Raw genomic sequence first — 18,277 nt, forward strand, 5'->3', positions numbered from 1 at the left:
CGATTTGTGCCGCGACCGTCTGACAGTGTGATGCAGCACGCTATCTAAATTTGCCGGTTCTGCTACTTTCCCGCAGGATGCGTGGCGAATTGATGCCCACACGCTAAGGAGCCAGCTTGTCTACGCCTGTCGAACCGTTGCGTTTGCTGCTGTTGGCTGATGAGCCGGATTGGGCGGCACGCCTCGGAGAGTGCCTGCTGCCGCTGTTCGGCGCGGCGGTATTGCTGACCGCGCCGAGCTGGGATTCGGTCGACAGCTTGTTTGCCCGCGACCGCAACGCGTTGGTGCTGGCCACCCCGCGCCTGCAACCGGCGCCGGGTCGCTGCGACCTGCCGATGATCCTGCTGCTCGACGCCGAGCCGGACGATGCGCCGCCGGGTGTCAGCGACTGGCTGGTCCGCGGCCAATTGAGTACCGACACGCTGCGCCGCTGCCTGCGCCACGTGCGTGAGCGCGGTGTGCTTGAGGCTACCTTGCAGCGCCTGGCCGAACAGGATCCGCTGACCGGCATCGCCAACCGCCAGGGCTTCCAGACCTTGCTGGCCGCGCGCCTGGCCGAAAACGACGGCCGTGGTGTCGCCCTTGGGCACCTGGACCTGGACAACTTCCGCCATGCCAACGATGCCCTGGGTCATCAGGCTGGCGACCGGCTGATCCTGCAGGTGGTCGGCCGGCTGAAAAGCCAGCTGGAGGCCGGCGATCAGGTGGCGCGGCTGGGCAGCGACGAGTTTGCCCTGCTGATCGACACCCGGCGCGAGCCGCAGCGCGCCGAGTGGATGGCCGAGCGGATTGTCGAGGTGCTGGCCGAGCCCTACTGGATCGACGGCGAAAGCCTGCTGCTCGGCGCCAGCCTGGGGGTCGCGCATGCCCGCGCGCAAGCCGGTGCCGACCCGCTGATGTGGCACGCGCACATAGCCATGCAGCAGGCCAAGAGCACCCAGGGGTGCACCTTCCATGTGTTCAATGAACGTATCAATCGCAACGCGCGCAGCCTGGCCGACCTTGAAGCCGAGCTGCGCCGGGCCTTGCGTCGCGACGAGCTGGAACTGCACTACCAGCCGCGCCTGGACCTCAGCGACGGGCGCATTGTCGGCCTTGAGGCGCTGGTACGCTGGCGGCATGCCGAGCGCGGCCTGCTGCCGCCGAGCGAGTTCGTGCCGCTGGCCGAGCAGAGCGGTTTGATCGTGCCGCTCGGTTACTGGGTGATTTCCCGTGCACTGCGCGACATGCAGGCGTTGCGCGAGCAGGGCCTGGGCCCGTTGCACATGGCGGTGAACCTGTCGTTCCGCCAGTTCCAGGACAGCCAGTTGCTGGCGACCCTGAGCCGGTTGATCATTGAGCATGGGGTGGATGCGCGCTGGCTGGAGTTCGAGCTGACCGAAACCGCGGTGATGCGCCGCAACGACCTGGTGAAGCAGACCATGGATGCCTTGGGGCGTTTGGGCGTGAGGTTCTCGCTGGACGACTTCGGCACCGGCTTCTCCTCGTTTGTACACCTGAACAGCTTGCCGATCACCTTGCTCAAGGTCGACCGCAGCTTTGTCGGCGGCATGGAACAGCGCGAAGAGAACCGCAAGCTGGTGCACGCGATGATCAACCTGGCGCACAACCTTCACCTGGAGGTGGTGGCCGAAGGGGTGGAGACGCCAGAGCAGATGGACCTGCTGCGCAGCTTCGGCTGCGATCAGGTGCAGGGCTACCTGATCAGCAAGCCGTTGCCGTTCGAATTGCTGGTGGATTACCTGCTGCTGGGCGCGGCGCAGGAGCCGGTAGCGGTGTGAACGCCTACAAGCGCGGGCTAGTCCCGCGATGAGGCCCCAGCAGTCGCTGTAAACCCACTGGCCCCCAGCATTCGCTTCATCTTCCATTCAAACGCCCAGGTCAGGCTCACCGCCGCGCACGCCAGCCCCAGCGCCAGGCCCCACCACACGCCCACCGCGCCACCTTGCAGCGGGAAGGCAAAGATCCACGCCGCCGGTGCGCCGATCAGCCAGTAGCACCCCAGCCCCACCAGGAAGGTGGTCTTGGCGTCCTTCAGCCCGCGAATCGAACCCATCGCAATGGTCTGGATGCCATCGAACAGCTCGAACCACGCCGCCGTCATCACCAGGCTCACCGCCAGGCTGAAGACGCCGGCAAACGCCGGGTCGCTACGGTCGACGAACAGCCCCACCAGGGCCTCCGGGAACAGCCAGAACAGCAGCGAGAAGCCCAGCATCATCGACGCGCCGAAGCCGATTCCGACCCGCCCGGCATGCCGTGCCAGCAACAGGTTGCCGCCTCCGTAATGCAGGCCCACCCGCATGGTGACCGCATACGACAACCCTGCTGGAATCATGAACGCCGTCGACACGATCTGCAGGGCGATCTGGTGTGCGCCCAGGTCGGTGCTGCCCATGGTACCGATGCACAGCGCGGCAAAGGCGAACAGCCCGACTTCCACGGTGTAGGTGCCGCCAATCGGCAGGCCCAGCCGCCACAGCTCGCGCAGTGCCGGCAGCGACGGCCGGCTCAGGCCCTGGCGAATCGGGTAGGCCAGGTAGGCCTTGTGCAGGCCGATGTACAGCGCCAGGGCCACCGCCATCAGGTTGGCGACGATCGCCGTCACCAGGCCGATGCCCATCAGGCCGAGCTTGGGCAGGCCGAACAGGCCCTCGATCAGGGCATAGTTCAGCAGGAAGTTCAGCAGCGTGCCGACCAGGCTGATGACCATCACCGGCGCCGAGCGCCCCAGCGCGCTGGTGAACCCGCGCAGGGCCATGAAGCTCAGGTAACCGGGCAGGGCCAGCGGCAGCAGCAGCAGGAACTGCCCGGCATGGGCGACGTTCTCCGGCGTTTGCCCAAGGGCAAGCAGCACCGGTTGCAGGTTCCACAGCACCAGCGCGGCAACGATCGCCATGCCCCAGGCCAGCCAGAGCCCGGCTTGGGTCAGGCGGGTGGCGCCGCCGATATCGCCGGCGCCCTGACGGATCGCGACCAGGGTGCCGACGGCCGCGATCACCCCCAGGCAGAAGATCGATACGAACGAATAGCTGGCCGCACCGAGGCCGCCGCCGGCCAGGGCCTCGGGGCTGATACGGGCCATCATCAGGGTGTCGGTCAACACCATCAGCATGTGCGCCAACTGCGAGGCGATCAGCGGCCCGGCCAGCCGCAACAGTGCCTTGAGTTCATGAGTGGGCGCAGCCTGCATGGTGGTCTCCCTTTTTGAAGCAATCAGCAAGAGGTCGATTCTCGGCCTTTACCGGCCACTGCGCAAAAGGATAAAAACGATCATTGGCATGACTAAAACTCATGCGAGTATGATCCAGTACATCCATTCGACGACCCGCTGTGGAGCCGCCCATGTCAAACAGATTACCGCCTCTGTACGCTCTGCGCGCGTTCGAGGCGGCCGCCCGGCACAGCTCGTTCAGCCGTGCCGCCGATGAGTTATCGATCACCCAGAGCGCGGTCAGTCGCCATATCCGCACCCTCGAAGAGCACTTCGCCTGCCGGCTGTTCCTGCGCAACGGCCGCACCCTGCAGTTGAGCGAAGCGGCGCGGCTGCTGCTGCCCGGTGTGCGCGAAGGCTTCGGTGCGCTGGAACGTGCCTGCAATACATTACGTAGCGAGGAGGGCGTGCTGCGCATGAAGGCGCCTTCGACCCTGACCATGCGCTGGTTGCTGGCACGGCTCAGCCGCTTCCGCCATCTACAGCCGGGCAACGAGGTGCAACTGACCAGCGCCTGGATGGACGTCGACCACGTCGACTTCAATCACGAACCGTTCGATTGCGCGGTGCTGCTGGGCGACGGCCACTTTCCGCCGGACTGGGAAGTGCGCCGGCTGTTCGCCGAATTGCTGATCCCGGTGGGGGCGCCGGCGCTGCTCAGCGAGCAGCCGTGGGACGCCGCCCGCCTGGCTGCCTGCGAGCTGCTGCACCCGACGCCGGACAAGCGCGACTGGCGCAGCTGGCTGGCCTGCATGGGCCTCAGCGAGCAGGTGTCGCTCAAGGGCGGGCAGGTGTTCGACACCCTCGAACTGGGCATGATCGCCGCCGCACGCGGCTATGGCGTGTCGATGGGCGACCTGTTGATGGTGGCCGAAGATGTCGCCCAGGGTCGCCTCAGCCTGCCCTGGCCGACGGCGGTGGTCAGTGGCCTGGACTACTTCCTGGTGTGGCCGCGCACCCGCCCGGGCGGTGAGCGTCTGCGTCGGCTGGCCGACTTTCTGCAAGGCGAAGTGCAGGCCATGGCGTTGCCCGATGTGAAAATCCTGAAGGCAAATGAGGCCATCCTCGGCGAATAATCGGTTGTGCTAAGTATCCGGGTAACCGACGCAGGCAAATCGATGCCTGGCCGAATCAGCGCCGGTTTCAGGCTCACAGCTCCGGCAGATCCAGGGCCCGGGCACAGGCTTCCAGCGACCGCTGCTCACTCAGTGCATACAGCGCCAGCTCATCCTGCACGGCTTTGCCCAGCGCCTGCTCGAACGCCTCGCGATTGGCATTGCTGCCATATTCGCTCTGCGCCTCATCGCCCAGGTTCGACTGGAAAATCCCCGCCGCACTGACCGGCAAGAAGTCCTCATACACCAGCGCCTCGAAGTGCACATGCCCGGCCGCCACCAAGCCCTCCAGCGTTGTCGGTCGCCCCGGCGCGCCGCGCGCCGCCAGCCCGCGCTCAGTCGGGAAGTAGCGGAAATATGCCAGGCCCTGCTCGCGCATCTGCCCGAGGTCATCGGCAAACGCTTCGAACTGCTCGCTCAACAACTGCATGTAACGCTCGGCATTCGCTTCCGCCGGCACTCCGCCCAAGGCCTCACGCGCCGCCTCCAGCAGCCGGTCATACAACTGCCGGCCCTTGGGCGTGAGCGCGGCGCCACGCTGCTCGATCTCGCCAAAGCGCGCCGTATGGCTGCCGGCCGCTGCCGTCTGATCGCTGAACGCCACGCGCTCCTCCAGTGCCTTGAAACTGGTCTGGCGCAACAGGATTGGCTGCTGGCGCGGCGGCGGTCCCTCGATCACCGCCTTCGGCGGGATACCTTTGGCCGGCATGCCGCGCTGGATCGCGTCGATATCCAGGGTGCGCGGTGTCAGGTGATTGATATGCGGGCCCTTGAACGCCACCACATCGGCGATCAGCCGGTGCTGGTCGTGCAACTGCTGGTACTGCGCCGCCGTGACCGTGGCGTGTGGGTGCCAGCGGAAGGTGTGCAGGGCTTCCTGGACAAAGGCGCGGGCGTCCTCGGCGCGCAGGCCGCCTTCGCGTTCGCATTGCTCGATCAAGGCCAGTGCCCGTGGGGTGAAGATCTGCCGGCGGGCCAGAATCGACCGGGCCAGCTCGCGTAGCTCAGAGTTGTCGATCAGTTCCAGGCGCAGCAACGACGTGAACACGCGGAACGGGCTCACCTGCAACGACTGTTCATGCACCGCGCGAAATGCCGTGGAATGCACCGGCACCCCCGCCGAACTCAGGTCGTAATAACCCACCGGCTGCATGCCCATCACCGCGAACAGCCGGCCGATGGTGGCCAGCTCCGCTGCGGTGCCGACGCGGATCGCGCCATGGCGCTCCTGATCGAGCCGCTCGATTTCACCGGTCCAGCGCAGGGCCTCGGCCAACTGCGGGCGTTCGTCCAGCACCTGCTGGTTGGTCTCGCTCACCAGTGTCAGCAGGCGGCCATACAGCGGCACTTCCTGCTTGTACATGAGCGACATGGCCGCAGAAAACTGCGCGCGAATGCTGTCCGGGCTGACGAAATCTTGAGCGGGCATCGAAAGCTTCCTGGTGGTGAAGGTCACGCTTACATGAAAGCGAGGAATGCAGGCTCAGTTCAAGCGAAAAAAAGTCGAGCTGTCATTCCACAAATTCAGGACCTTTGGCTGGCGAGCTGTTCCTCGATCCAGCTCACCAGGCTGCGCACCTTGGGCACCTCGGCCGCGTGTTCGGAGAACGCCAGGAAATGCGCGCCGCTGCTGCGCATGCTGTGCTGCCAGGGGACCACCAGCTTGCCTTCGGCCAGCTCCTGTTCCACCAGGTAGCGCGGCACCAGCGCCACGCCGCAGCCGGCCTGGGCGGCGCTCAGGCACATATAAAAGGTGTCGAAGCGCGGCCCGTGGTAGCTGTTGGCCGAATGCAGACCTTGTTCGAGGAACCATTCATGCCAGGCCTCGGGCCGCGAGGTGCTTTGCAGCAGCACCAGCCCGGACAGCTCGCTGGCATCCTGCAGCACCCGGCCTTGCAGCAGCTCCGGCGCGCACACCGGCAGCACGTCCTCGCCGAACAGTTCGATGCAGGTAGCGCCCGGCCAGGTGCCCTGGCCATAGAAGAACACCACGTCGGCGGTGGCCTGGAGCAGGGCGAATGGCTCCATTTCGTTGCGGATGTCGAGGTGGATGTTCGGGTAGCGCTTGCCGAACCCCTTGAGGCTGGGGATCAGCCAGCGCACGCCGAAGCTCGGCTGGGTGGCCACCTTGAGCACTTCAGTCTGCTCGCCGTAGGAGAGGATGTAACGGCTGGACATGTCCACCTGGGTGAGGATCTTGTTCACCTCGGCCAGGTACAGCGCGCCGGCCGGGGTCAGTTGCAGGCGCCGGCGGATGCGCAGGAACAGGTGATGACGGAGCATTTCCTCCAGTTGCGCCACCTGCTTGCTCACCGCGCTCTGGGTCAGGTGCAGCTCCTCGGCGGCACGGGTGAAGCTCAAGTGCCGGGCGGCGGCCTCGAAGCATTGCAGGGCGGCCATCGACGGCACCAGACGTTTGGACATGAAAAGCTCGCTCACCCGGCAGATCATTACCTGGCGGAATGATGTGCTGAATAAAGGTCGTTTGTTGCGCCAGAGTGATCGGATTAATACTGATCCCTAGGACAATTACAACCTTTCACCGCCTTGCTGGAGAAGACTCATGGTTGATGCACTGCTTGAACGTCTGGGCGTCGCGGCTAGCGCCTATACCCACGGCAACCACCCGGTTCATACCCCGATCGATGGCAGCGCGATTGCTGCGGTGTATCTGGAGTCCAAGGAGCAGGTGCTGAACAAGATCGACCAGGCTGCGCAGGCCTTCCAGGCCTGGCGCAATGTGCCGGCGCCGCGCCGCGGCGAGCTGATCCGGCTGTTCGGTGAAGTGCTGCGCGAGCACAAGGCCGCGCTGGGTGAGCTGGTCTCGATCGAAGCCGGCAAGATCACCCAGGAAGGCCTCGGCGAAGTGCAGGAAATGATCGACATCTGCGACTTCGCCGTTGGCCTGTCGCGTCAGCTGTACGGCCTGACCATCGCCTCCGAGCGTCCGGGCCACCACATGCGCGAGACCTGGCACCCGCTGGGCGTGGTCGGGGTGATCAGTGCATTCAACTTCCCGGTGGCGGTGTGGGCGTGGAACACCACGCTGGCGCTGGTGGCCGGGAATGCCGTGGTGTGGAAACCGTCGGAGAAAACCCCGCTGACCGCGCTGGCCTGCCAGGCGCTGTTCGAGAAGGCCCTGAAGCTGTTCGGCGATGCGCCGGCGGGCCTGAGCCAACTGATCATCGGTGATCGTGACGCCGGCCAGGTGCTGGTCGACGACCCGCGTGTACCGCTGGTGAGTGCCACCGGCAGCACCCGCATGGGCCGCGAAGTCGGCCCACGGGTGGCGGCGCGCTTTGGCCGCAGCATCTTGGAGCTGGGCGGCAACAACGCGATGATTCTGGCGCCGAGCGCCGATCTCGACCTGGCCGTACGCGGCATCCTGTTCAGCGCCGTGGGCACGGCCGGGCAGCGTTGCACCACCTTGCGCCGGCTGATCGTGCATCGCTCGATCAAGGACGAGGTAGTGGCGAAGGTCAAGGCTGCCTACGCCAAGGTGCGCATCGGCGATCCGCGCAAGGACAACCTGGTTGGCCCGCTGATCGACAAGGCGTCGTTCCAGGGCATGCAGGACGCCCTGACCCGCGCCCGCGACGAGGGCGGTCAGGTGTTCGGTGGCGAGCGGCAACTGGCCGAGCAGTACCCGAACGCCTACTACGTGTCGCCGGCGATCGTCGAAATGCCGGGGCAGAGCGAGGTGGTGCGGCACGAGACGTTTGCGCCGATCCTCTATGTGCTGGCGTATGACGAGTTCGACGAAGCGCTGCGCTTGAACAACGAGGTGCCGCAGGGGCTGTCCTCGTGCATCTTCACCACCGACCTGCGCGAGGCCGAGCGTTTCCAGAGTGCGGCGGGCAGCGACTGCGGGATCGCCAACGTCAACATCGGCACCAGCGGCGCGGAGATTGGCGGGGCGTTTGGCGGCGAGAAGGAAACCGGCGGCGGGCGCGAGTCCGGCTCGGACGCGTGGAAGGCTTACATGCGCCGGCAGACCAACACCGTGAACTACTCGCGCGAGCTTCCGTTGGCACAGGGGATTGTGTTCGACTGAGCGCCTTCATCGCGGGACGCGGCGACCCGCCGCGTCCCGCGATAGGCAGCAGCACCGATAGAAGACCAAGAACAACAGCGGAGCCGGCCATGACCGAACTGCGTCGAGAGTGTCTGTGGGAGTTCGTTACACCGTCGGCGGCAACTGCCGAAGCCTTGGCCGGCGAGGCCCGCGCCGACGTCTGCGTGATCGGTGGTGGCATCACCGGCCTGTCCGCCGCCCTCCACCTGCTGGAACAAGGCAAGTCGGTGATCTTGCTCGAAGCCTGGAAAATCGGCCACGGCGGTTCCGGGCGTAACGTCGGGCTGGTCAACGCCGGCACCTGGATTCGCCCCGACGACGTCGAAGCCACCCTCGGCCAGCCGCACGGCAGCCGCCTGAACAAAGTGCTGGGCGACGCCCCCGGCGAAGTCTTCGCCACCATCGAACGCCTCGGCATCGACTGCCAGGCCCGCCACCAGGGCACCCTGCACATGGCCCACAACGCCAGCGGCGAGGCCGACCTGCAAGCCCGTCACGCGCAATGGAGTCGCCGCGGCGCCGACGTCGAGTTGCTGACCGGCGCGCGCTGCCAGGCGTATTGCGGCACCGACAAGATCTCCGCCGCGCTGCTCGACCGCCGCGCCGGCACCATCAACCCGATGGCTTACACCCTGGGCCTGGCCAGTGCCGTGCGCCGCCTGGGCGGGCAGATCTTCCAGCAGTCGCCAGTCAAAGGGCTGGAGCGCGCCGGCAGCGGCTGGTGCGTGAAAACCGACCGTGGCGCCGTGCTCGCCGACAAGGTGGTGATCTCCACCGGGGCGTACACCGAAGGCGACTGGAGCGACCTGCAACGGCACTATTTCCGTGGCTATTACTATCAAGTGGCGTCGCTGCCGCTGCATGGCAGCGCCGCCGATAACGTGCTCAAGCACGGCCAGGGCTCGTGGGATACGCGCACCGTGCTCAGCAGCATCCGGCGCGACGATCAGGGCCGCCTGCTGCTTGGCAGCATGGGCCGGGTCGACAACAAGCCGGCGTGGTTCATCCGCAGCTGGGCCGACCGCATTCAGAGCCATTACTTCCCGCAGCTGGGCAAGGTCGAGTGGGAGATGCACTGGACCGGCTGCATCGACTTCACCCCGGATCACCTGATGCGCCTGTTCGAGCCGGCACCGGGGGTGGTGGCCGTTACCGGCTACAACGGTCGCGGCAACACCACCGGCACAGTGATCGGCAAGGCCTTCGCCCAGTACCTGATGCAGGACGATCCCGACGCGCTGCCGATTCCGTTCTCGCCGATGAAACCGGTGTCGGCGCCGTCGTTACGCACCGGCCTGTATGAAACCGGCTTCTCGCTCTATCACGCCGGGCAGTGCCTGCGGGTGGTGCTGTAGGCGCTACTTGTGCAGCCAGCTGAGGAAGCCGCCTTTCTTCACGGCGGCTGGCTTCTGCAGCAAGAGTGACTGGCTGGCCTGCTGGCGGAAGCGCTGTAGCTTGTTCAGCGCCGCCAGTACCTCGCCACGTTGTTCCAGGCAGCCGCGCACGTCGTTCTTGTCGATGCGGTAGAGGGTGCAACTGGTCAGGCTGCGAAACTCGGCATTGGAACTGTTGCCATCGAGTACCAGTCGATGTCGATGACCTTGCCTTCAGTGCCGTCGATAGCGATCACGTCATCGATCTGGTAGGGCCGGGTGGTGTTCAGGACGATACCGGAGAACACGTCGCTGAGGGTGCTTTGCAGGGCCAGGCCGAGGACGATGGCCATCACCCCGGAGGTGGCCAGCAGGCCTTTGACCGGCAGTTGCATCACGTAGGCTGCGGCGGCGACGATGGCGATCAGGAAGATCACTGCGCCGACCACGTCTTGTAGCAGGCGCCCGGTGTGGCCGCTGCGGGCAATCAGCATCAGGCCGAGGACCACGCTGAGGGTGCGCGCGGCGAACAGCCACCAGACGATTTCGAGCAGGGTGGCCAGCAGGTTGCGCGCCACGTCGTCGGCCCAGGGCGGTGGTTGCAGCGGGCTCATGCCGGCGTCGATCAGCACCCAGCTGAACAGCAGGAACGCCACGACTCGCGCGGCGATGCGCCAGTGGCGTTGTTCCGGCGGGATGGCGCGCCATAGCAGCAGGTCGAGCAGCAGCAGGGTGGTGCCGATCAGCAGGGGGAAATCGTGGAGGAATGCAGGCATGCCAGCCTCGGGGCGGTAGGGTGTTGCAAGTAAAGAGCAGGTTGCCGGGAAATACTACTGGCCTGATCGCCGGCAAGGGCACTGCGGCGCCCACAGCGAGGCAATCCTGGGTGGCAATTGGGCGCATTCGAGCGTCGTCAATTTCCGCCATTTCGTGATGCCGGCGGAGGACGCGGTAGGCTGTGATCACTCAACGACATCAGGTCCGATCACATGCGCCAGCCCACGCCCGACGACAGCCCCTATCTGCCTTACCACCGTGCGCCCATCCCGGCGGCCGATTGCACGGATGAGAAATTGTCCGCGTTCATTGTTCCGCTTTTCGATTGCGAGTTCTCCACCCGCAGCTTTCTGCAATGGATGGAGCAGGCTGACTTCCCGCTAAGCCGGATCGAGCCGCACGAGCGCATGCGCTTGCTGACCCTGTGCCATATGGCAGGCATCGAGACGCCGCAGTGGCTGCGGCTGTATGACTTCGACCGCGCGGGCATCCTTGAGGCGCAGGCTTCAGAGGCTGGCAGCGACGAGATGCTTCAACGCAATCACGCGCTGCAGAACATGATCTACCAATCCCTGCTGGCCGGCATGCATCGGCGCGACCCGGATTTCCCGGTGTTCGAAAACCTGATGGACCTGCAGGACGGCGGCCGGGGCGACCGGATCACGTCGGCATTGGCCATGGCCAATCAGTGCCTGAATACCTATATCACCAACCACCAGCGGCAGCGGATTTACGCGCACAACTACAAAACCGGCAGCCGTCATCCTGAACATGGCTACGGCTACTGGCCTGCATCACTGCCCGCAGATTTCGCCTTCGACGAGGCGCTGGCCGATGCCGAGGCCCTGTTCACCCGCGTATGCGGCGAGTTCGCGCCGGATCGGGACACGGAGTCGGTGCGCTCGCGGCTGTTGAAACTCAACGTCCTTGGCGATGAGAACCGCTACTGGACGGGTACTGCAGCGACCCACGCGCATGTCCTGCAGCGGGTGGGCGAGTTTATTCCGAAAAACATCGGTGAGCTCGACCTGCCGGATAGCATCGACGGGGTGCGTGCTGCGGTACGCAGACTGCTTGATCTGGATCGGCGGGTGATGGCCAAGGACATCGTCAGTCAGGGCCGGGTCCTGTTGGACCTGTACCTGCACTACGCCCGCCTGCCGCAGCCTTCGGCGGATCGATACCCGCGGGAGCTGGCGATTGCGACCACGGTGGCGCAGCAGATGCGGCGCAACAAAGCCAAGTGGCCGGTGACGGTAATGGGCCGCGGCACGCGCGAAGTATCGGCATACCAGGCTTTCAAGGCCCTGGTAAAGACTGCCCTGGATGGCAGACCTGGGCCGATTGACCCGTCACTGCGGGTATTGCTGTGCAGTGCGGCCTCCATGGCGCTTTGGGTAGAAACCGAAGAGGGCATGGGCACGTTCAGCGCAGTCGCAGAGCATGGACGCGCCAAGGTACGAAGGACCGAGTTTTTTGCCCGGATACCGAAACAGCTCAAAGCGTATTCGGCGCACACGGTGGTCAGGATTCTGCAGCGTTTTCATGAAGAACTGCTGGCCAACACGCCACCCAACCCCCTGAACCCGAGGTAAATATGAGCAGCGACTTGCACCTGGAGCAACAAATGGAAGACTTCGAGGAATCTATGCGGCAACTGAAGGCACTTGAGGCCGCAGCCCTGGTGCAGCAGGGCCACGACCGCGCTAGTGCGGTGAGCATCGTCAAGGGTATCCACGATGGCCGTGAGGACGCTTCACCGCATGAGGTGATCTATGACGAGGACGGCTTTGCGGAGTACCTCACTGGCGAACTGCAGAGCCCCGAGCTGCCCGAAGACCGCAAAAGCCTGGCGCAAGTGAAGGCCATTGCCAAAGAAATCATTCACCATTTCCACTGAGCAGTCAGCCAACGTCGGGTCTCGCCATGGCGAGGCCTGGCCGCGGCTACTGATTCACCGGCCGATACTGCAACGCTTCCGCCACATGCTCGCGTTTCAGGTCTGCCACCTGCTCCAGATCGGCCAGTGTCCGCGCGACCTTCAGTAGCCGATGCGCCGCCCGGAGTGACAGTGTCAGCCGTTCGCAGGCGTTTTCCAGCCAGCGCGCATCGGCTGTGGATAACGGACAGTGCGCACGCAGCCCCGGCAAGTCGAGAAAGGCATTGGCGCAGCCCTGCCGCTGCTGCTGAATCTGCCGCGCCGCCGCCACCCGCGCGGCGACGCTGGCGCTGCTTTCGCCGTTGTGCTCGCCGGGCGACAGGGCGGTGGGCTCGCGCGCCACGGTCAGGTGCAGGTCGATACGGTCGAGCAGCGGCCCGGACAATTTATTGCGGTAGCGCTGGATCTGCTCGCTGCCACAGCGGCAACGCCCGCTCGGGTCGCCCAGGTAGCCGCAGGGGCACGGGTTCATCGCCGCCACCAGTTGGAAGCGCGCCGGAAAGCGGATCTTGTCCTTGGCTCGGGCAATCACGATTTCGCCCGACTCCAATGGTAGGGGTGAATCTCACACATTTACGTCAAGGTTCTGCTCGGATGCTGGATTTGATAAGGTGGGCGGATCAATGGCGTTCAGCCATCCCAACCTACGAAATAGTGATCAAGGAAGAGGTTCTTGATGAAGAGGAATGTGATTGATCGGAACGGGTTCAATCCGAATATCGAATTGCCTTATGACTTGAGACTGATCGATTTCGAGCATGCAATGCAGGATGTGTATGATTTTTTTGGTGATGTGAATAACACACTTGCCGGAAAAGGATTGCGCAGAATGGATGACATGGCCCGACCAGCGATGATGTCTGGCTTAATCTCTGACATGATTACGGCAACTCTGGCTAACTCTTCCAGAACGCTTGTAGAAAATACCTACTTTAACGGGCATCCCGATTTAGTTAAAAGAGGTGTTTACGCTAATGACTCTGTAAAATCAGGGACTGAGGGAGTTGAAGTAAAAAGTACTCGTAAAAAAGGTGGTGCAGTCGATACGCATGGCGCTCGCGCCCAATGGATGTGTGTATTTGTGTATGAGATTGATAATGAAACTCAGCCGGTCAGCGAGCGCTTTCCCATGCAGTTTACCGAGGTCTATCTTTCGTATGTTACGGTCGATGACTTCCGTAGGAACGAACGAGGTGAATTAGGCACGCGAACCGCAACTCTCCACGCCGAAGGCGTTAAAAAATTGCGGGAAGGCTGGGTGTATAAAGCTCCCTCGCGCGGCCTTTCAACAGGGCGGTAATGGCTAAGCTGGTTTGACAATCACTGACGCTAATTGTGGAATCGCATCAGCAGCCAATCCGTAAAAGCCTTCGTCGATTTCAAGACCAATGCTGTTATACCCAATCGCATTTGCAGCCGCGAGGGTCGAACCGCCGCCCATAAACGGATCAAGGATGATGCCTTCGCCAAGAGGTAAAACACCCCTGACCAGTTGGCGCATGAACGCTTGCGGTTTTAGGGACGGGTGCGGAGCAATTTTTTTCTCCGCGCTTGGCGTTGGGTTAGATCGGATAACGTCCCCAAACGGTTGATCGGCATTTGGTCGGCGGAAGCCGCCTGTCTTCCATTTGCGAAGATTGTCTTGAACGCGACCTTCAAGCGGTTTCCGCAGAACCACCCACGGCTCCCACTGGGAGCGTGGCATGACTGATACGCCTTCAAACTCGTGATGTGCATTCTTGGGGCGATCTCCCCCCCGCATCGTCATTACCTGACGGGCAATGTAGCCGCGAAGTTCAAGGCCCGCTAAACTCAATGCGTCCGCAACGATATGCGATAGCAGCGGGTTGGATGCGATCACTACGTTTGCGCCAGGCACAAGAACTCGCTCTATCAAACGTCCGAACTTCGTGAAAAAAGTCCTCAATGCTTCTCTATCCTGATCACTCAAAACAGTGAAGCGTGGAAGCGGTGAGCGAGCGTGACCATCAAAAGATGGAGGAATACGCCAAATACCACCTTGGCCTGAGCGGAGCTTTTCAGTTTCCTTGGTGGTGTATTCAACCAGACCATAAGGCGGATCTGTCACCACGGCATGCACCGAAGCCGCTGGTTGAGATGCGAGCCAGTCAAAACAGTCAGTATGAACCAGAGTGGCTTGCCCAATGGTCGTGGATGAAACTGGCAAACGAAGCTGGTGAGCAGTGTCAAAACCGGGTTGATTCAGGCGATAACGGCCCGGCGCAGTCCGTGAGAACGTCTTGGGGGTGTTCAGGCTCAGGTATGAGCGAACAGACGAGGACGAAACGCTGCCCAACCTCGGAGAGATTCCTTTCACAATCTCGGCCGGTGAGGCGTCCCCCTCACAGGTTTGGAGGTAGGAAATGATTTTATCTCTGATAGCACCCGGTGCGACTGACATTTTCGTTCATCCTTAATGAGCGAAGTCAGGTTATAGATCTGACGTCCAGACGTCAAGATTACCTGACGTCTGGACGTCACAAAAGTCGAAATCCCCGCATTGATCAGCCGTCAAAGCCACCCAAGCAAGCTTGGGCACCTTTCACGGCTACGCCTTAAAAGCAGCACGAACACATTCGTGCAGGCTGGACAAATCCAGCCCAAAGCAGCCCTAACAAGTCAGGGCCAGCCGAACAAGTCCGGCTAAAAGCAAAAGCAGACCGAGATCCATTTTTGAAATGTTAAACTGATTAAGTCCGCATATGGTTAACCCGTTGGGCTTATTACCAGACTTAACTTCGTTAAGACGCTTCGCTTCCGGTAATAAGCACGGGTTCCTTGCCGGAAGGGCAGAAGCAAAAGCCGTGTGGACTCAAAATTAACTATCAACATGAGGATAAAATGAATGGCAAAAAAATAACTTCAATGATTTTCAAAACGCTGAACTATACGAATGAGATCAAGAAAAAATCCACCAATGGGCATGGTGGCCGTCGTCAGTTGTTCAAGAGTCTGCGCCACTCTCTGCGCATTCCAGCAAGCCAGCCCAAGAAGCTGGAATGGTTCGATGAGCAATCAAACTTAAATCTAATCTGGCTACCAGAAACCGGAACGATAAAGCTCGACGATTATCCGAAGGAAAAGAGGGAAGCACTTCTTGCCCAAATAACCGATGAGGCGGAATCACCAACTATCGACAAAAGCAACAGAGCTGAACTTATAGCGCTGCGAGCCAAGCTAAAAAACACGGTAAAGAATGCCAGTAAGAAAGAAACTGACGAAGGTAGCATCCTTGCCTTTCAGAACATTTTGAACGTGTCAGGCATTGCGGATACTGAACGGCTTCTATCCGACCTTGATCAGTTCGATATTAAGCGCAAAAGCCAGAAGCTCGACACTGCAAGGCAGTTTCTCGATTGCCATAACGAGATAGAGCGTGGCCCTAAACCGCTGATCAAGAAAAATCAGGCAGTCATCCAAGAAGCGTTCTTCAAGTTTCCTGCTCGAAACGAGGTGAAGGGTATAAGCCCAGAAAAACGCATTGATCTGATTAAGGACTTTTATCAAGCCGCTTTTCCAAATTACCCGATCCATTTTATCGTCCTGCATGGGGATGAAGACGCAGACCTAACAGATCACAGCGACCACCCGCACCTATTTATCTCGACGAAAAACAGTAAAACCGGGCGTTATGATTTGCGTGAAACACAAATCAAATTAGTGAATGCCTACCTTGATAAGGTTAGACCTGGAACAGATCACATCAGCGAAAAGCCAGATTATTTGGAGTCCCAACTTTTATTCGGCTATTTGCAAGATATGTTCTATGCGCACACCAATAACAAACTTTTGAAAAACACTCTTTATCGTGCCCAAAAGCACGAAAAAACTCAGGAGCACATGAGCAAGCTCAGATATATCAACGGAGAGGCAAGAAAGCCTAAATCAGAACGCGAATTTAGCTTATATCAGCAGGTAAAAGAAAAAAGAGATCAGGCACAAAAACAAGCAGCCGAAGCGAAGGACTTCACCCAAAAAGCCAAGCAATACGTGTCCACACAGATCTCAAAGGCAGAGCAGGCCAAGAAGTCTGCAAAGGACGCCGCAGAGCGTCAGAGGCTTGCAGAACAGGCCACAGCCGAAGAATACGAACAAGCCGATGCTTATCGTCGTAGATCTGCTATTAGCCAGCAGACAATCGTGAACAATACTGCTGAATCCGCCCGCATCCGTGCCGAGATAGCCCGCGAGCAAGCGACGTTAGAGCTATTCAGGACGAATCTATCCCATCTGATAGATGGCGTAGTTGGATGGATCGGCGAGCTTTTTGCAGATAGACGCAAAGAGATCCAAGATAAATTCCTCAAACAAGCTCAAAGCGCTTTTGAACGAGTTGCTACAAATGATAAGACGAAAGAAAAGAAATATACCAAGACTGCCGAAATCGAGGTCGATAATCAACTAACTGTATTGGATAAATATCAGGAGATTTTCCCTGACATTCCAAAATCCAATGAGGTAAGGAGGATGATAATCAAACCAAAAAATTAGGCGCACAAAAAACAAACCCCTTAAAATTTGCACTTTAAAGGGTAAATGTTAGTTTATATAAAGGAGTAGAGATTACGGGCCGGCAAGCTATTTAATTTCTACATTATCTGATTGCTAATTCAGTTTAACATTTAAGAATTCAGTTGCAAGGGTAAAACGTAATCTTCTCCTAAAAATAATAATTTTAGAGGAGAATATGCGTGATACCGAAACAGCCCTTGAACTTTACAAGTCAAAACTTCCACCAAAACCATACCATACGAACAACTATACATTCGGCAAGCAAGTCGGCTCTTTAAATTCAGCTTTGAAGGCTACTTATCTTCAACCTAATTCATTAACCCATAAATATTTTATAATCTTGGATTTGGATAGTGATATGAGTGTGCTTGATTGGTCAGATAAAGGCTTGCCACCGCCGCATCTGATAGTCAGAAATCTGGATAATGGTCGCTCCCACATGACATACATACTAAATACATCCGTCAAAATCGACGTGAGTGGCCGTTTAAAGCCTCTTAAATACTGCTCTGATGTAGAGCATGGGCTTGCAGTCAGAGTAGGCGCAGATATGAACTACAACGGGCTGCTGACAAAGAATCCATTTAACTCATCTGCCTTTAAAGTTCTTTCATTCGCTGATCAGCCGTATGACCTGGACTACCTAAACGAATTTGTAGATAAAGATCTCGTCAAAAAACAACGCGAAGCCAAAAAGAAGAAAAACATAGAGGATGGTTTTGCATCTGGTAGGAACTGCACTCTGTTCGACAATTTGCGAGTCTGGGCATATAACAATTGGCAGCACCATCACCCCGCAGAGCTGCAATCAGTGATCCATGAACAGGCGGAGCAATTCAATAACTTTGAGTGTCAATTAGGGCGCAGAGAGGTTGATACCATTGCTGATAGCGTCTATCGCTTTGTAAACCGTAATTTCTCAATAGAAAGGCTTAATGAGTTGAAAAGCGAGAGGGCTAAACAGTCGAGGCAGAAAAGCTCTGCAAATCTTATCTATGTCGATAGCAAGCCTTGGGAAGAAGAAGGTATTCCGAAAAGGACTTATTATTATAGAAAGGAGAATAATGTGGATGCGGAACGTCCGATAGAGGCACAAAATAAGCCTTGGGAGAAAATGAATATGAGCCGCAGAACGTATTACAGGAAGAAAAGCCAAGGTCTAATTGAAGTGAGTGGTGTGTAATTTGGCACTAAAGTTGCACTTTTACTATATCAGGGATAATAGCCCCGTAGGGGGAGTATCTTGGCGAG

Annotated in this window: 13 protein-coding genes and 2 pseudogenes; 9 read left to right on the plus strand and 6 right to left on the minus strand. The window is 59.8% G+C overall.

What is annotated here, in order from left to right; all coding sequences use genetic code 11:
- The first annotated feature begins 116 nt into the window (after window positions 1–116).
- On the plus strand, window positions 117–1,781 hold the full coding sequence (locus DCO48_RS12420) for a bifunctional diguanylate cyclase/phosphodiesterase (RefSeq protein ID WP_116550904.1): 1,665 nt from the start codon (window positions 117–119) through the stop codon (window positions 1,779–1,781).
- A 17-nt stretch (window positions 1,782–1,798) separates the two neighbouring features.
- On the opposite strand, the gene DCO48_RS12425 is transcribed toward DCO48_RS12420, so the two are convergent.
- Window positions 1,799–3,193, minus strand: a complete 1,395-nt coding sequence (locus tag DCO48_RS12425; protein WP_116550905.1) for a NorM family multidrug efflux MATE transporter — start codon at window positions 3,191–3,193, stop codon at window positions 1,799–1,801.
- A 152-nt stretch (window positions 3,194–3,345) separates the two neighbouring features.
- Between DCO48_RS12425 and DCO48_RS12430 the strand changes: the two genes are divergently transcribed.
- Window positions 3,346–4,290: a LysR substrate-binding domain-containing protein gene (locus DCO48_RS12430; protein WP_116550906.1), complete on the plus strand. Its 945-nt coding sequence runs from the start codon at window positions 3,346–3,348 to the stop codon at window positions 4,288–4,290.
- 73 nt (window positions 4,291–4,363) lie between these two features.
- Here the strand turns inward: DCO48_RS12430 and DCO48_RS12435 are convergent, their stop codons facing one another.
- Window positions 4,364–5,758: a VOC family protein gene (locus DCO48_RS12435; protein WP_116550907.1), complete on the minus strand. Its 1,395-nt coding sequence runs from the start codon at window positions 5,756–5,758 to the stop codon at window positions 4,364–4,366.
- A 95-nt stretch (window positions 5,759–5,853) separates the two neighbouring features.
- Window positions 5,854–6,753 (minus strand): LysR substrate-binding domain-containing protein, encoded by a 900-nt coding sequence (locus tag DCO48_RS12440; protein ID WP_116550990.1) that lies wholly within the window; start codon window positions 6,751–6,753, stop codon window positions 5,854–5,856.
- Between the two features lie 139 nt (window positions 6,754–6,892).
- On the opposite strand from DCO48_RS12440, the gene DCO48_RS12445 reads away from it, so the two are divergent.
- Window positions 6,893–8,383, plus strand: coding sequence for an aldehyde dehydrogenase family protein (locus DCO48_RS12445; RefSeq protein ID WP_116550908.1), 1,491 nt, complete (start codon window positions 6,893–6,895; stop codon window positions 8,381–8,383).
- An 89-nt stretch (window positions 8,384–8,472) separates the two neighbouring features.
- Window positions 8,473–9,759, plus strand: a complete 1,287-nt coding sequence (locus DCO48_RS12450; RefSeq protein ID WP_116550909.1) for an FAD-binding oxidoreductase — start codon at window positions 8,473–8,475, stop codon at window positions 9,757–9,759.
- Between the two features lie 3 nt (window positions 9,760–9,762).
- On the opposite strand, the pseudogene DCO48_RS12455 reads toward DCO48_RS12450, so the two are convergent.
- Window positions 9,763–10,553, minus strand: a pseudogene (locus tag DCO48_RS12455) (mechanosensitive ion channel family protein).
- Window positions 10,554–10,766: 213 nt separating this feature from the next.
- Here DCO48_RS12455 and DCO48_RS12460 point away from each other — a divergent pair.
- Window positions 10,767–12,149: a hypothetical protein gene (locus DCO48_RS12460; protein WP_116550910.1), complete on the plus strand. Its 1,383-nt coding sequence runs from the start codon at window positions 10,767–10,769 to the stop codon at window positions 12,147–12,149.
- A 2-nt stretch (window positions 12,150–12,151) separates the two neighbouring features.
- On the plus strand, window positions 12,152–12,454 hold the full coding sequence (locus DCO48_RS12465; protein WP_116550911.1) for a hypothetical protein: 303 nt from the start codon (window positions 12,152–12,154) through the stop codon (window positions 12,452–12,454).
- A gap of 46 nt (window positions 12,455–12,500) precedes the next feature.
- On the opposite strand, the pseudogene DCO48_RS12470 reads toward DCO48_RS12465, so the two are convergent.
- Window positions 12,501–13,046: pseudogene (locus DCO48_RS12470) on the minus strand (ATP-binding protein); the annotation flags it as partial.
- A gap of 123 nt (window positions 13,047–13,169) precedes the next feature.
- On the opposite strand from DCO48_RS12470, the gene DCO48_RS12475 reads away from it, so the two are divergent.
- Window positions 13,170–13,793: a hypothetical protein gene (locus DCO48_RS12475; RefSeq protein ID WP_218276124.1), complete on the plus strand. Its 624-nt coding sequence runs from the start codon at window positions 13,170–13,172 to the stop codon at window positions 13,791–13,793.
- A 3-nt stretch (window positions 13,794–13,796) separates the two neighbouring features.
- Here DCO48_RS12475 and DCO48_RS12480 read toward each other — a convergent pair whose 3' ends face one another.
- Window positions 13,797–14,915, minus strand: a complete 1,119-nt coding sequence (locus tag DCO48_RS12480) for a DNA methyltransferase (protein WP_116550914.1) — start codon at window positions 14,913–14,915, stop codon at window positions 13,797–13,799.
- A 440-nt stretch (window positions 14,916–15,355) separates the two neighbouring features.
- Here DCO48_RS12480 and DCO48_RS12485 point away from each other — a divergent pair, with 440 nt between their 5' ends.
- The gene (locus tag DCO48_RS12485) at window positions 15,356–17,005 is read left to right on the plus strand and encodes a hypothetical protein (RefSeq protein ID WP_116550915.1); all 1,650 of its coding nucleotides are present in this window, start codon (window positions 15,356–15,358) and stop codon (window positions 17,003–17,005) included.
- 196 nt (window positions 17,006–17,201) lie between these two features.
- Window positions 17,202–18,209: a replication initiation protein gene (locus DCO48_RS12490; RefSeq protein ID WP_116550916.1), complete on the plus strand. Its 1,008-nt coding sequence runs from the start codon at window positions 17,202–17,204 to the stop codon at window positions 18,207–18,209.
- Window positions 18,210–18,277 lie beyond the last annotated feature (68 nt).

Origin of the sequence: Pseudomonas sp. SDI, assembly GCF_003105155.1 — a bacterium.
Classification (GTDB): domain Bacteria; phylum Pseudomonadota; class Gammaproteobacteria; order Pseudomonadales; family Pseudomonadaceae; genus Aquipseudomonas.